The sequence below is a fragment of the Streptomyces sp. NPDC005438 genome (assembly GCF_040606315.1).
GTDB lineage: Bacteria > Actinomycetota > Actinomycetes > Streptomycetales > Streptomycetaceae > Streptomyces.
Genome location: NZ_JBEXEP010000015.1, coordinates 42,260 through 56,108, shown reverse-complemented (window position 1 = coordinate 56,108; position 13,849 = coordinate 42,260). Strand labels below are relative to the sequence as shown.

The 13,849-nt window shown below is 72.0% G+C and carries 8 protein-coding genes; 2 read left to right on the top strand and 6 right to left on the bottom strand.

Going from position 1 to position 13,849, the window contains the following annotated elements; all coding sequences use genetic code 11:
* Positions 1-327 precede the first annotated feature (327 nt).
* Positions 328-1,722 carry a salicylate synthase gene (locus tag ABZT14_RS24345; RefSeq protein WP_356306297.1) on the top strand — a complete coding sequence of 465 codons (1,395 nt, stop codon included), beginning with the start codon at positions 328-330 and terminating at the stop codon, positions 1,720-1,722.
* 17 nt (positions 1,723-1,739) lie between these two features.
* Positions 1,740-3,752, top strand: a complete 2,013-nt coding sequence (locus ABZT14_RS24340; RefSeq protein ID WP_356306295.1) for a BTAD domain-containing putative transcriptional regulator — start codon at positions 1,740-1,742, stop codon at positions 3,750-3,752.
* A 91-nt stretch (positions 3,753-3,843) separates the two neighbouring features.
* On the opposite strand, the gene ABZT14_RS24335 is transcribed toward ABZT14_RS24340, so the two are convergent.
* The 6 genes from ABZT14_RS24335 to ABZT14_RS24310 all read right to left on the bottom strand — a co-directional run bounded on the left by ABZT14_RS24335 (position 3,844) and on the right by ABZT14_RS24310 (position 13,847).
* Positions 3,844-4,821: a beta-ketoacyl-ACP synthase III gene (locus tag ABZT14_RS24335; protein ID WP_356306293.1), complete on the bottom strand. Its 978-nt coding sequence runs from the start codon at positions 4,819-4,821 to the stop codon at positions 3,844-3,846.
* Positions 4,822-4,929: 108 nt separating this feature from the next.
* Positions 4,930-5,709, bottom strand: a complete 780-nt coding sequence (locus tag ABZT14_RS24330; protein WP_356306291.1) for an alpha/beta fold hydrolase — start codon at positions 5,707-5,709, stop codon at positions 4,930-4,932.
* Between the two features lie 85 nt (positions 5,710-5,794).
* Positions 5,795-5,992: a (4Fe-4S)-binding protein gene (locus tag ABZT14_RS24325; RefSeq protein ID WP_356306289.1), complete on the bottom strand. Its 198-nt coding sequence runs from the start codon at positions 5,990-5,992 to the stop codon at positions 5,795-5,797.
* A 72-nt stretch (positions 5,993-6,064) separates the two neighbouring features.
* The gene (locus ABZT14_RS24320; RefSeq protein WP_356306287.1) at positions 6,065-7,273 is read right to left on the bottom strand and encodes a cytochrome P450; all 1,209 of its coding nucleotides are present in this window, start codon (positions 7,271-7,273) and stop codon (positions 6,065-6,067) included.
* A gap of 65 nt (positions 7,274-7,338) precedes the next feature.
* Positions 7,339-8,082: a 3-oxoacyl-ACP reductase FabG gene (gene fabG, locus ABZT14_RS24315; RefSeq protein ID WP_356306285.1), complete on the bottom strand. Its 744-nt coding sequence runs from the start codon at positions 8,080-8,082 to the stop codon at positions 7,339-7,341.
* The gene (locus tag ABZT14_RS24310) at positions 8,079-13,847 is read right to left on the bottom strand and encodes an SDR family NAD(P)-dependent oxidoreductase (protein ID WP_356306283.1); all 5,769 of its coding nucleotides are present in this window, start codon (positions 13,845-13,847) and stop codon (positions 8,079-8,081) included. The genes fabG and ABZT14_RS24310 overlap by 4 nt, the downstream gene beginning before the upstream one ends.
* Positions 13,848-13,849 lie beyond the last annotated feature (2 nt).

The following is a 13,849-nucleotide window of genomic DNA, read 5'->3' as shown; positions in this document are numbered from 1 at the left end:
GGTCGACGGGCCTTGCGCATGTACCGCTCCGGGTGATGAGTCCACATAGTTCCCCCCGTGGGGCGCGGGAGTGGGTTCACTCGTGTCCCATTGGTCCTGGTCATTCTCGGTGAGTGTGTCTTGCGCTGTCCTGGCGCGAATCACACTCATTCTGCATGTATGGGCCTGGTGTTTTTCCCGGTCGAGGTCCATATCCTTCTTCGCGGTCACGCGTTGCGTGCCCGAGTTGTCATGGACCTGACCTGCGGGAGGAAAACGTCTGTCGACGGCGGGTTTGACACAACTCCCCAGGGCGCGAGCGTCGCCCTTCACTCAGAGGAAGTGAAAATGAAAGCTCATTACCGCACTGCTGTGGTGGAAACGGCATGTGAGCCACTGGAAATCGCTGTCGGCCTCGCCGAGTCTGCTCTATTCGACACCTACGTGATTTACGAGACGCCGGGTGGCTGGTCCATCGCCAATGGTGTGGCCGCTGAAGTGACCGTGGACGCCCAGGTCATACGGAGCAGCGTTTTCGGTAGCTGTCGCGAGGAGCCGTGGTCCGGCGATCCTCTGGCCGCCGTACGGAAGTTCCTGGACGACTTACCGGTCACCGACTGGGCGGCATACGGCTGGTGCGCTTTCGAACTCTCCCACGCCATCGCGGGGATGGAGGTGGACGGACAAAGGCTGCTGCACCTAGTGGTCCCGGAGACCGAGGTACGGCTGTCCGGTTCCCGGGCCACCCTCCGCAGCCTCAACGCCTCCTCACTGGCCGACGTGGAGGACGTGCTCGCCCGTATCGCCTCGGACGCGGCGACCGGCGCCACGGAAGCCCGACTGGACCAGCTGACATCCGTCCCGGTGCGCCTGGACCTCGGCGCCGAGGAGTACCGGCGCAGCGTGGCCTCCCTCGTGGAGGAGATCCGGGTCGGCAAGCTACAGAAGGCCATCCTGTCCCGGGAGATCCCCCTGGAGGACGAGATCGACTTCCCGGCCGGCTACCGCCAGGGACGCCGGGAGAACACCCCGGCCCGGTCCTTCCTGTTCGACATGGGCGGACTGCGCTGCTTCGGGTTCAGCCCGGAGACCGTCCTCGAAGTCTTCGAGGACGGCCGGGTCGCCAGCCAGCCGCTGGCCGGCACCCGCGCCCTGACCGGGGACCCCGACCTGGACCGGAAGCTGCGCGAGGACCTCCTGTCCGACCCCAAGGAACTGCACGAGCATGCCATCTCCGTGAAGCTCGCGGTCGACGAACTGGCCGAACTGTGCGAGCCGGAGTCGGTCTTCGTCGAGGAGTTCATGTCGGTCAAGGAACGCGGCTCCGTACAGCACCTGGCCTCGAAGGTGGTCGGCCGCGTCCCCGAGGGAACCAGCGCCTGGGACGCCTTCGCCGTGGTCTTCCCGGCCATCACGGCCTCGGGCATCCCCAAGCACGCCGCCTACCAGGCCATCCGCAGGCACGAGCGCAGCCACCGGGGGCCGTACGCGGGCACCGTCCTCAAGGTCACCGAGCGCGGCACCATGGACGCCGCCCTCGTCCTGCGCAGTGTCTACGCGCAGGGAGGCCGGACCTGGCTCCGGGCCGGCGCCGGCATCGTCGAACAGTCCCAACCGGCCCGGGAGTTGGAGGAGACCCAGGAGAAACTCAGATCCGTGGCCACCTCCGTGTTGGCACGGCCCAAGGGCGCGAGTACCGCACCCGTGGGTGCGCGCCCCGCCCGCGCCGAGTCGTACCGCTGAACGGGGCGCTGGCGTCGATGGTCACCAAGCATCCCATTCCTGGAGGCGACGAGGGCATGATGACCTTGGGGGAAGGCATATCCATTCAGTTACTGGGGCCCATACGCGCCTGGAGGGATGGCACAGAGATCTCCCTCGGCCCGCCGAAACAGCGGGCCGTGCTCGCCCTGTTGGCGAGCCGCGTCGGCGACGTGGTGGGGATCGACCGCATCATCGACGCGGTGTGGGGGAGCGAGATCCCGCGAACCGCCACCAACGGCGTCCACACCTACGTGGCCGGGCTGCGCTGCGCGCTGGACCCCGGCCGCAGCCGGCGGGGGTCCAGCTCCGTGATCGACTCGTCGGCGGGCGGCTACTGTCTGCGGGTCAGCCCCGAGGCGGTGGACGTCACGCGGTTCACGCGCGGTCACGCGCAGGCGCGCCGGGCCCGTACCGAGTCCGACACCGAGAACGCCCTCGCGCTGTACGAGGACGCCCTGGCCCTGTGGCACGGTGAGCCCTTCGTCGGCATCCCCGGACCGTTCGCGGCGATGGAACGCACCCGGTTGCAGGACCTGAGGATGACGGCCATCGAGGAGTGGGCCTCGGACATGCTCCAGGCGGGACGGCACACCGAGGTGGTCGCCGACCTGTCGGAGGCGGCGGCCCAGGAACCGTTGCGCGAGAAGCTGCGTTGGCTGCTGATGCTCGCCCTCTACCGCTGCGACAGACAGGCCCACGCCCTCGCGGTGTACACCGAGACCCGGCGTCTGCTCAGCCAGGAACTGGGCATCGACCCGGGTGTCGAACTGCGCAACCTGCACCAGGAGATACTCGCCGGAAGCGCGGTGAGCGCCTGCCGGGAACAGCCCGCCCCGCCCCCGCCGGCCAGTGAACCTGGCGGGGACTCGCTGCCGAACCACACCCCGTTGCCCGCCCAACTCCCGCCGCTGGCGCGGGGGTTCGTCGGCCGTACGGCCGAACTCTCCCGTCTGGAGCAGGTCCTCACCGACGAGGGGGCCCGGCCCGGCGCCGACACCCCGGTGGCCGTACTCGACGGTCTGGCCGGAGTGGGCAAGACCGCCGTCGTCCTGGAAGCGGCACGACGGTTAAAGGACCACTTCCCGGACGGGCAGCTGTTCGTCGACCTCGGGGGCACCGGGCTCCAGGGAGGGTTCCTGTCGGCGACCGAGGCCCTCGCCCAACTGCTGCGCAGCCTCGGTGTGGACGGCACACGGATCCCCTGCGACCTGGCCGGACGCGTCAGCCTCTACCGCAGCCTGCTCTACGGCCGGCGCATGTTGGTGGTGCTCGACGACGCCCTCAGCGCCGACCAGTTGCGCCCGCTGATCCCCCGGGGCACCTCCTGTGTGCTCGCCACCAGCCGGCGCAGGCTCAGCGGGCTGGCGGTACGGGACGGGGCCCATCTGATCGGGATCCGCCCGCTGTCCGACCTGGAGTCGGCGCAGCTGATCACCTACCTGGGCGGGGACCGGCTTCGCGGGGAGCAGGCGGCCATCATGCGCCTGACCCGAGTCTGCGGGGGACTGCCACTCGCGCTGCGCAGCGCCGTCGAGGGGCTCACGGCGCTGCACGACGTACCGCCGAGCACGGCCGCCGAGAGCTACGCCGACCCCCACGGGCTGCTGGACCGGCTCACCGTGGAGGGTGACGCGGCGGCCAACCTCCGTACCGTGTTCGAGGCCTCGTACCAGGCGCTGCCGACGGAGGCGGCACGGATGTTCCGCTACCTGGGCCTGCACTCCGGTGGCGCGATCACCGTGCAGCAGGCCGCCACCCTGGCGGACACCAGCCTCGCCAGGGCCCGGGACCTCCTCGCCCAGCTCGCCAACGACCACCTGCTGGACCGGGTCGCCGACCACCGGTACCGGTTCCACAGCCTGATGGCGATCTACGCCGCCGAGTGCGCCCGGCAGGAGCCCAAGGCGCACCGGGACATGGCCCTGGTCCGACTGCTGGGGGAGCGGGAGGACTTCGGCACCCACCAGGCCGTACGAGAGGAGGAGGAACGACTCTCACAGGTCAGGTAGACGGTGAAGGCGGGCTCTGGAGGCGGGGACGACCGGTCCCCGCCTCCTGTTCGTGCCCCGGGCAGTGTCACCGTGGGCGTCACGGTGGGCGTCACGGGCAGCGCACCACCTGCCCCGCGTACACCAGGCCGGCGCCGAAGCCGAAGAGCAGTACCGGGTCACCGCTGGAGACCCGGCCGCTCTCCAGGAGCTTCGACAGGGCCAGCGGGACGCTCGCCGCCGAGGTGTTGCCGGACTCCACGACGTCGCGCGCGACGACGGCGCGGGTGGCACCGAGCTTCTGGGCCACGGCGTTGATGATCCGTACGTTGGCCTGGTGGGTGACGACCGCGGCCAGTTCGGAGGGGGCGACCCCCGCCTGTTCGCAGGCCCGCCGGGCGACGGGGGCGAGCGCGGTCAGCGCCCACCGGTAGACGACGTGCCCGTCCTGGCGGAACAGGGCGCGGGGCCCGTCCGGGCCGGAGGTTCCCAGGGTGATGGCCGAGCCGCGTTCGGGTTGGGAGCCCCATACCACCGGACCGACGCTCTCCGCGTCGGTGGGGCTGTCGGTGGCGGTGACGACCGCGGCGCCGGCTCCGTCACCGAAGATCACGCAGGTGGAGCGGTCCTCCCAGTCCAGGAAGTCGCTCATCTTGTCCGCCCCGATGACCAGCGCGGTACGGCTGCCGCCGCCGGCCACGGCCAGGCTCGCGGTGGCCAGGGCGTAACTGAAGCCGGCGCAGGCGGCGTTGACGTCGAAGACGCCCGCCGCCGGGATCTCCAGGTTCCGGGCGACCCGGGCCGCGACGCTCGGCATACGGTCCACGGCGGTGCAGGTCGCCACGATCACCAGGTCGATGTCGGCGGCGTCCACACCGGCCCGGGCGATGGCCTTGGCGGCGGCACTGGTCGCCATGTCGGCCACGCTCTCGTCCTCGGCGGCGATGTGGCGGCTGGCGATGCCGATGCGGGACCTGATCCACTCGTCGGAGGTGTCGACCATCCCGGCCAACTCCTCGTTGGTCAGCACGCGAGTCGGCTGGTGGTGGGCGAGCGAGAGTATCCGGGTGCCGGCAGGGGGAGCGGTCACGAGTCCTCCAGGGGTCGTGTTCCGGTAACGGGGGAGGTGAACGTCGGCGGTCACGGTCCGAGGAGGAGCCGGCGAGAGCCGTACGGTCAGGGCTCGGCGGCCGGCGGGTCAGCTGTGGTGGCCGCGCCGGCCGGGAACGGTCTCGGGCGCCTCCAGGGCGAGGGTGTCGGCGATCGCCGCCAGCACCTCGACCGTCGCCGAGTGCAGGAAGAAGTGGTCGCCGGGGAGGACGAGCAGCCGGGCGTCGGCGCAGGTGTGCCGCTGCCACCGGTGCAACCTGTCGTACGGCACCACCGGGTCCGCGTCGCCGCCGAACACGGTGAGGGGTACGTCCAGCGGCGGCAGGGACCGGTACCGGTAGGTCTCCAGCACCGAGAAGTCGGCGCGCAGGGTGGGGAGCAGCAGCTCCATCAGCTCGGGGTCGTGGAGGATCTCGGGCGGGGTGCCCCCGAGGAACCGCAGTTCGTCCAGCACGTCGGTGTGCGGCGCGGTGTGCACCGGCAGTCGGGTGCGCGGCAGCTCCGGGGCCGCCGCGCCGGAGACGAACAGGTGCTCAGGTGGCGGCAGTCCGCGTGCGCGCAGGGTGCGGCAGAGTTCGAAGGCCAGCAGCCCGCCCATGCTGTGGCCGAACAGCGCGTAGGGCCGGTCCAGGTGCTCTGACAGGCCGTCGGCCACCATGTCGACCAGACGCGGCAGTCCGTTGACCGGCGGGTCGCCCCACCGCGCGCCACGTCCGGGCAGTTCCAGCGGGTGCACATGGAGCAGGGGCGGGGTCAGGTCGTTCCACTCCCGGTACGCCGCCGCGCTGCCGCCCGCGTACGGCAGGCAGAAGAGGCGGACGCCCGGCAGGTCCCGAGGCTCTCCCTGGGCAAACCATGGGTCGCGCACGGCGGCCTCCCTCTCGTTCGACAGTGGTTCGCCGGTCCCTCCGTGGCCGGTACCGGACTTCGGCGCCGGCCACGGGCGGACCCGGTCAGTCGGTCAGGGTCAACGCGCCCGAGGGGCAGCGCTCGACGGCTCCGCGCGCCTCCTCGTCGGCGCCCTCCTGGGACCAGCCCTCCGGCAGCAGGACGACGGTCCCGTCCTCCTCGGACTGGTCGAACAGCGCGGGCGCGGTCAGGGCGCACATGCCCGCGCCGATGCAACGATCGGTGTCAGTCTGGATCCGCATGGTGCTTCGCCTCCGTGTCCTGGTGGTTCGCTCGGCGCCGTAACCGGTCGACCGGTGCCTCCGGGCCGGCCCTCACCACGCGACGGGCAGGCTGTGCACGCCGTAGACGGTCATGTTGTCGCGCATCGGCACCTCTTCCTCCGGCACCGCGAGCCGCAGGTCGGGGAACTCCCGCAGCAGGGTGGTGTAGCCGATCCGCAGCTCCAGACGCGCCAGTTGCTGGCCCACGCACTGGTGGATGCCGTGGCTGAAGGTCAGGTGACCGATGGCCCGCCGGGTGACGTCGAGCTGGTCGCCGCCGGGGAAGCGCCCCGGGTCGCGGTTGGCGCTGGGCAGGTGGAGCAGTACGGTCTGGCCGGCCTTGACCGGGACGCCACGGATCTCCAGGTCCTCGGTCGGGATGCGCTGCACCCCGATGTGCACGATCGTCAGGAACCGCAGCAGTTCCTCCACCGCTCCCTCGACGAGGCTCTCGTCCCCCCGCAGCTTGGCGAGCTGGTCCGGCTCCCGTAGCAGCGCGTAGGTGCCGAGGGAGAGCATGTTCGCCGTGGTCTCGTGCCCGGCGACCAGCAACAGCAGGGACATGCCGATCAGTTCGGCACCGTCGACCTCACCGCTGGTCGCCAGCTTGGTGAGCAGGTCGTCCCCCGGCTCGGCCAGCTTCCGTTCGGCGACCTCGCCCAGCAGCCCGGTGATGTTGTGCAGGGCGCCGATGACCTCCTCGGGGGCGGTGTCGAGGTTGAGCAGCTTGGAGGAGTCGGCCTCGAAGCGGTCCTGGTGCTCCGTCGGGATGCCCAGCAGGTCACAGATGACCTGCGAGGACATCGGCAGGGAGAAGTCGTGCACCAGGTCCGCCGGCGGTCCCTTGCGACGCATGGCCGCGACCCGGTCGGCGGCGATCGCCTCGATCCGGGGCGTGAGCTGCCTCATGCGGCGCAGGGTGAACTCCGGGGTGAGCAGCTTGCGGTAGCGGGTGTGGTCCGGCGGGTCCATGTGCTCGAACTGGCCGGGCGGCAGGTCCTTCTCGAAGTCGAAGTCCATCGCCCGGTCGGAGGGGAAGGCCAGGTGCTTCAACGAGCCCTTGGAGCTGAAGCGCTGGTCGACCAGCAGTTCCCGGACCAGGGCGTAGTCGGTGACCACCCAGCCCTCGTGGCCGTCGGGGAAGACCATCGGGGCTATGGGCTGGTCGGCGCGCAGTTCGCCGAAGGCGTCCGGCGGATCCAGGGGCCGTTCCCGTCGGGTGGGCAGACCGTTGGTGAAGGGGCAGCTGCGGTGGGTCATGGTGAGCCTTCGCTGTGGGTCGAGTGCGCGGGAGCGGGGTTCGTCCGTGCCGGGGCACGGACGGGTCATACGGCCATGCCGCCGTCGATCTGGAGGGTGGCGCCGGTGATGTACGCCGCTCTGTCGGAGTGCAGGAAGGAGACGAGTTCGGCGACCTCCTGCGGGGTGCCGAACCGGCCCAGGGGGACACGCTCCTCGAACCGCTTCCTCAGGTCCGCCGGCAGGTCCATCACCGGGTCGGTGGCCACGAACCCGGGCACGACCACGTTCGCGCGGATCCCGTACCGGCCGACCTCGCGGGCCAGGGACTTGGTGAAACCGATGATCCCGGCCTTGGAGGCGGCGTAGTTGGTCTGTCCGGCGTTGCCGTGCAGACCGGCTATGGAGGAGATCGTCACGATCGACCCCCGCCGCCGTTCGATCATGGCGTTGATGACGGTCCGGCAGACGTAGTACACCCCGTCCAGGTTGACCCGCAGGACGTCGGCCCAGTCCTCGTCCTCCATCGCCGACAGCGGGCCGTCCCGCAGTACGGCCGCCGAGGTGACGACCGCCTCGACGGGCCCGAGGGCCTCCTCGACGCCGTCCACCAGGTCCTCCACGGCGGCGCTGTCACCGACGTCGGTCCGCAGGACGTGGGCGCGCCGCCCCAGCGAGGTGATCTCCTTCTCCAGACTCTGCGCGGCGGTGGTGTCCGACGCGTAGCAGACCGCCACGTCGTAGCCGTCCCGCGCGAGTTGGAGCGCCACCGCGCGGCCGATACCGCGGGAGCCGCCGGCCACCAGGGCCACCGGGGCCTCGTGGTTCATCGCTCTCCTCCGTCCTGTCGTACGTCCGTCTCCTCGCCCAGCAGCGCGCGCAGCTGCGCCTCGACCTCGTCGTCGCTCAGGTCGGAGAGCTCCTCCAGGTCGGCGTCGGCCTCCCCGCCGTCGCGGCTGAGGACCTCGATGACCTCCTCCGGTCGGCTGCCGGCCTCCAGCAGGTGGGCGGTGTGGGCCACGGTGGGGTGCTCGAAGAAGGCCCGCAGGTCGATCTCCACGCCCAGGCGGCTCTTCACCCGGGTACCGATCTGCACCGCGGCCAGCGAGTGGCCGCCCAGGGCGAAGAAGTCGTCGTCGACACCGACCCGGTCCACGCCCAGGACCTCCCGCCACACCTCGGCGACCTCCCGTTCCTGGTCGGTGCGGGGCGCGACGTAGGGGGTGTCCAGGTCCGGCCGGGGGTGGGAGGTGCCGGGCGGGGCGAGCTGGCCCATCTCCCGTTCCAGCAACTCCGGTGTGAGGGAGGCCGCCAGCTCGCGTACGGCGGCGAAGTCCCGGTGGGAGACGACCACATGGGCGGGGAGTTCCCCGAGGGACAGCAGCCGGGCGAAGGCGTCCTTGCCCTGCCGCTCGGTGATCCCCTCGGCGAGGGCGCGCAGCACTCCGGTGCCCTCCTCGGGGGGTACGTCGGGCCCTTCCGCGTCCTGGTCCCGCTCGGGGGGTTCGGCGGCCCGGGCGATCTGGTCGCGCAGGCCCTCCAGGTCGTTGATGCGCTTGATGGTGAAGTCGCCGATCGTCACCAGGAGTCGGCCCTCGGGGTCGAGGATCTCCAGGTCGCAGGTGCTGGTCTCCCCGGCGGAGTCGGCTGCCTCCTTCACCTCGACCCAGACGTGGATGGTGCTGGTCAGTCCGTGGTGGACCCGCAGGCTGCGGTAGCTGAAGGGCAGGTAGTAGGTGTCGGGGGCGTGGACGCGGGCGGTGCCTCCGGCGGCGTCGAGCAGGGCCGGGTGCAGCAGGTACTGGTCGAGGTCGCCGTGGTACTCCTCGTCCAGGCGCAGGGTGGCCATCACCCGCCTCGGGCCGACCTGGATCTCCCTCATGCACTTCCAGCGCGGTCCGAAGGAGAACTCCAGCGGCCCGCCCTTCTCGAACCGGTCCAGGCGGAGGCCCACCTTGATCGACTCCTCGGTGTCGAGGACCTCCTCCACCTCGCAGCCGGCACGGAGCTTGTCCAGGTCGCGTACGGTCTCCGGCTCCGGCTCGTGGAAGGTGACGGTGCCCCGCGCGTGGTCGACCCAGGAGGTGGTTCCCCGCGCGTCGGTGCGGCTCCGTACCGCGAACTGCCAGCGGTCGTCGTGCTCCTCCAGGGTGGTGAAGACCTCGCGGGTCCGCCCGTCGGGGACCACGACCGGTGTCATGTACTGCACGTCGTTGATCTCGATGTCCCGCCCCGCCTGGGCGGTCGTCTCGGCGACGGCGGCCCGCACCAGCTCCAGGTAGGCGGTGCCCGGTACGAGCCCGTGGTCCTGGATGCGGTGGTCGCCCACGATCCAGCTGTCGGCAGTGTTGAAGACCGTGGCGTACGTCCGGGAGGTGGGCGTGGAGCGCACCAGCCGCCGCAGCAGGGGATGTCCGTCCAGGGGGGTGCCGGCGTCAAGGCCGAAGCGGGAGCCGAGGCCCGCCGCCATGCCGACGTCCTGCCAGGTGTCCCAGCCGACCGCGGTGACCGGCAGGGAGGTCTCGCGGCGCGCGTACTGCGCCCAGGCGTCGAGGAAGGCGTTGGCGGCGGCGTAGTCGCTCTGCCCGGGCCCGCCCAGTACGGAGGTGACCGAGGAGCACAGCAGCACGAAGTCCACGTCGTCCTCGCGGCACACCCTGTCCAGCACGAGCAGGCCGTGGGTCTTGGCGGCGAGGACCCGGTCGGCCTCCTCCGGCGACTTGGTGACGATCATGCCCTGGGAGGGCAGGCCGGCGGCGTGGACGACGCCGTTCAGCGGGCCCGCCTCGGCGCGCAGCGCGGCGACCGCGTGCCGTGTCTGGTCCTCGTCGGTGACGTCGGCGCGCAGCGGGACGACCCGGGCGCCGAGGTCCTCCATCCGGCGCAGCCGTCGGATCAGGGCGCTGGTCGGGTCGGAGTCGTCGTGGGTGGCGAGGTGGTCGTCCCAGTCGGCGGGCGCGGGGAAGGGGGAGCGGCCCAGCAGTCCCAGTACGGGTCGCTCGGCGGTCTCCGCGATGTGCTCGGCCATGGCCAGGCCCATGCCGCCGAGGCCGCCGGTGAGGAGGTAGACGCCGTCGTCCCGCAGTCCGGTGGATGGGGCGTCGGCGGTCGGGCCGTCGCCCCAGTCGGCCCGGTCGAAGTCCCGTACCCACCAGTGCCGTCCGCGCAGGGCGAGTGCGTTTCCGGTACCGGTGTGGGGGAGCGCGGAAAGCGCGGAGACCAGGGCCTCCACGGCGCGTTCGGACGGGGCGGAGGGGTCGGTGCCGGTGACGTCCAGGACCCGGCAGACGGTGTCGGCCGTCTCCTGGGGGATGACGGTGGTCGCGCCCAGCAGGAGGGCGTGTTCGGGCCGCAGTTCCTCCTCACCGGTGACCTCGTACACCCCACGGCAGAGCACGTCGACGGTGGCCGGGGCGGGTAGCCGCGCGGAACCGAGGGCCTGGCCGAGGGCCAGGAGACTGTCGAAACCGGTACGACGCGCGGCGGCCAGGCGGTCGGGCGTGGGCGGCAGCTCGTCCACCGGCTCCTCGGTCCCCCACAGGTGGAGGAAGCGGTAGCGCCCGCCCTCCCCGACCGGGCCGGCGTCGGAGGCCAGGGACGACACGAGCGCCGCGAGGTGCTCGCGGTCCGCCGGGTCGACGGTCCAGTTGCCCCGCTCGTCGTGGGCCAGGGTGGTTCCGGCGGTGACCCGCACCACGCGGTCCCCACCGGCGGCCAGGCGCTCGGCCAGGGCGTCGCCGAGGGGGTTGCCGAGGGCCGTTCGGCCACCGAGGAGCACCCACACGTCCCCGCCGGCCGGGACCGTACGCGTCGTCGGAGGGCTGAGCCGTCGCCACCCGGGGGTGTAGAACCAGTCGTGCGGTCCGGTCACGGCGGGCCCGCTGTCGTGGCGGGGCTGTCCGGGCTCGACCCAGTAGCGCTGACGTTGGAACGCGTAGCCGGGCAACCGCACCGCGCGGCGCCGGCCGGGCTCCTGGACGGCCTCCCAGTCGGGGGCTGCGCCCGCGCTCCAGACCGCGCCGAGGCCCGCCAACAGGTGGGCGTCGTCGGGCGTACGGTCGCCGGGGTGCGGCAGGGAACCGGCCGCGACCCGGTCCGGGGCCCACGCCTGGTGGGCGCGGGCGAAGTTGGTGAGGTTCTGGCCGGGGCCGACCTCCAGGGTGACCAGCCCCGGGTCGGCGAGCAACAGGTCCAGGGCGTCGCGGAACCGTACCGGCCGGCGCAGGTGGCGGCCCCAGTACTCGGGGCTGGTCGCCTCCTCCTCGGTGATCCAGGTGCCGGTCACGTTCGACAGGAACGGCAGCTTCGGGGGGTGCAGGGTGACGGCGCGGACCTCGTCGGTGAACGGCCCGACCGCGGCGTCCATGGCGCGGGAGTGGAAGGCGTGCGAGGTGTGCAGCCGACGGCAGCCCACCCCCTCGTCCTTCAGCCGCAGTTCGAGGGCGTCGACGGCCTCCGTGTCACCGGAGACCACGGTGAGCGCGGTGGAGTTGACGGCCGCCAGCTCCAGGTCGTCGGCCCCGAGGTGGGCGAGGGTCTCCTCCTCGGTGAGGAAGACGCTGAGCATGGCGCCGTGCGGCATCTCCTGCACCAGGCGTCCCCGGGCGGCGACCAGGCGTACGGCGTCCTCCAGGTCGAACACCCCCGCCAGGCAGGCGGCGACGTACTCCCCGATGCTGTGACCGGCCATGGCCCGTGGCTGGAGGCCCCAGGACTGCCACAGCCGGGCCAGGGCGTACTCCACCGCGAACAGCGCGGGTTGGGCGACACGGGTCTGGCGTAGCCGCTCGGCGGCGTGTGGGGTGTCCGGGGCCAGCACCAGGTCCCGTAGGTCCTCCCCGAGACGCGGGGCGAACAGGTCCGCGCAGCGGTCGAACTCGGCCGCGAAGACGGCCTCGCGGGCGTGGACGTCACGGGCCATGCCGGGGTACTGGGCGCCCTGCCCGGGGAAGAGGAACGCCACCGGTGCCATCGGGGCGGCGACGGTCGCGGGCGCGTTCCGCGCGAACTGGCGGAGCGCGCCGACCGCCTCGTCGGTGGTACGGGCGACCACGGTGCCCCGGTGGGGCAGGTGGGCGCGCCGGTGGGTCAGGGTGTGGGCCACCGCGTCCAGAGGCGCGTCCGGGTGGGCGGTGAGGTGGTCGGCCAGCCGGCTGGCGGCCTCGGCCAGTGCGGGCGCCGACTTCGCGGACAACGGCAGCAGCCGGGCGGGGAGTTGGGGCGTGGCCTCAGCGTCGCGTGAGTGGTGACCGGCCTCCTCGGGGGGTTCGGCCGGGGCCTCCTCCAGTACGACGTGGACGTTGGTACCGCCGATGCCGAAGGAGCTGACGCCGGCACGGCGCGGTGTCTCCCCCCGGGGCCACGCGCGCAGCCCGCTGTTGACGTAGAAGGGGCTGGTGTCCAGTTCGAGGTCGGGGTTGGGCTTCTCGCAGTGCAGGGTCGGCGGGATCGCCTCGTGCCTGAGCGCCAGGGCGGCCTTGATCAGACCGGTGACCCCGGCGGCGGCGTCGAGGTGGCCGACGTTGCTCTTGACCGAGCCGATGGCGCAGTAGCCGGTCTGGTCGGTGCCGGCCCGGAAGGCGCGGGTGAGGGCGGCGATCTCGATGGGGTCGCCGAGCGCGGTGCCGGTGCCGTGGGCCTCCAGGTAGCCCACCGTCTCGGGGCCGACCTCGGCGAGTTCGAGGGCCTCGGCGACGACCTCGGCCTGGCCGTCGACGCTGGGCGCGGTGTAACCGGCCTTGAGGGAGCCGTCGTTGTTGACGGCCGTGGCGAGGACCACCGCGTCGATGGTGTCGCCGGCCTCCCGGGCGTCGGCGAGCCGCCGCAGCGCCACGACGCCGACCCCGTTGCCGGGCACGGTCCCCGCGGCGTCGGCGCCGAAGGCTCGGCAGGTGCCGTCGGGGGAGAGGATGCCGCCGGGCTCGTACTGGTAGCCGTCGCGCAGGGGAGAGGTCACCGACACCCCACCGGCCAGCGCGATGTCGCACTCGCCGTTGAGGAGGCTCTGCGAGGCCAGGTGTACGGCGGTCAGGGAGGTGGAGCAGGCGGTCTGCACGGTCACCGCCGGGCCCTTGAGCCCCAGCTTGTAGGCGGTGCGGGTGGCCAGGAAGTCCTTGTCGGAGGCGAGTTGCACCTGGTACATGCCGACCGTGTCCAGGACCCGCTGGTTGTTCATCAGGTTGAACAGCAGGTAGGTGTTGAGCCCGGCGCCGGCGAAGACGCCGATGCGCCCCTCGAAGCGTTCGGGGTCGACACCGGCGGACTCCAGGGCGTGCCAGGCGCATTCGAGGAACACCCGGTGCTGCGGGTCGAGCAGTTCCGCCTCGCGGGGGCTGTAACCGAAGAAGCCCTCGTCGAAGAGGTCGCCGTCCTCCAGTACGCCCTTGGCCCTGACGTAGCCGTCCCGGCCCAGCAGGGACGGGTCGACGCCGGACGCGGTCAGCTCCTCGTCGGTCAGGGCGCTGATGCCCTCCCGGCCCTGTTCGAGCTGGGTCCAGAGGGCGTCCACGGTGTCGGCGCCGGGGAAGCGTCCGGCCATGCCGACGAGGGCGACGCCGTCGAGGTCCTGGTGGGGGTCCTGGTGTGCTGGTGCCACTG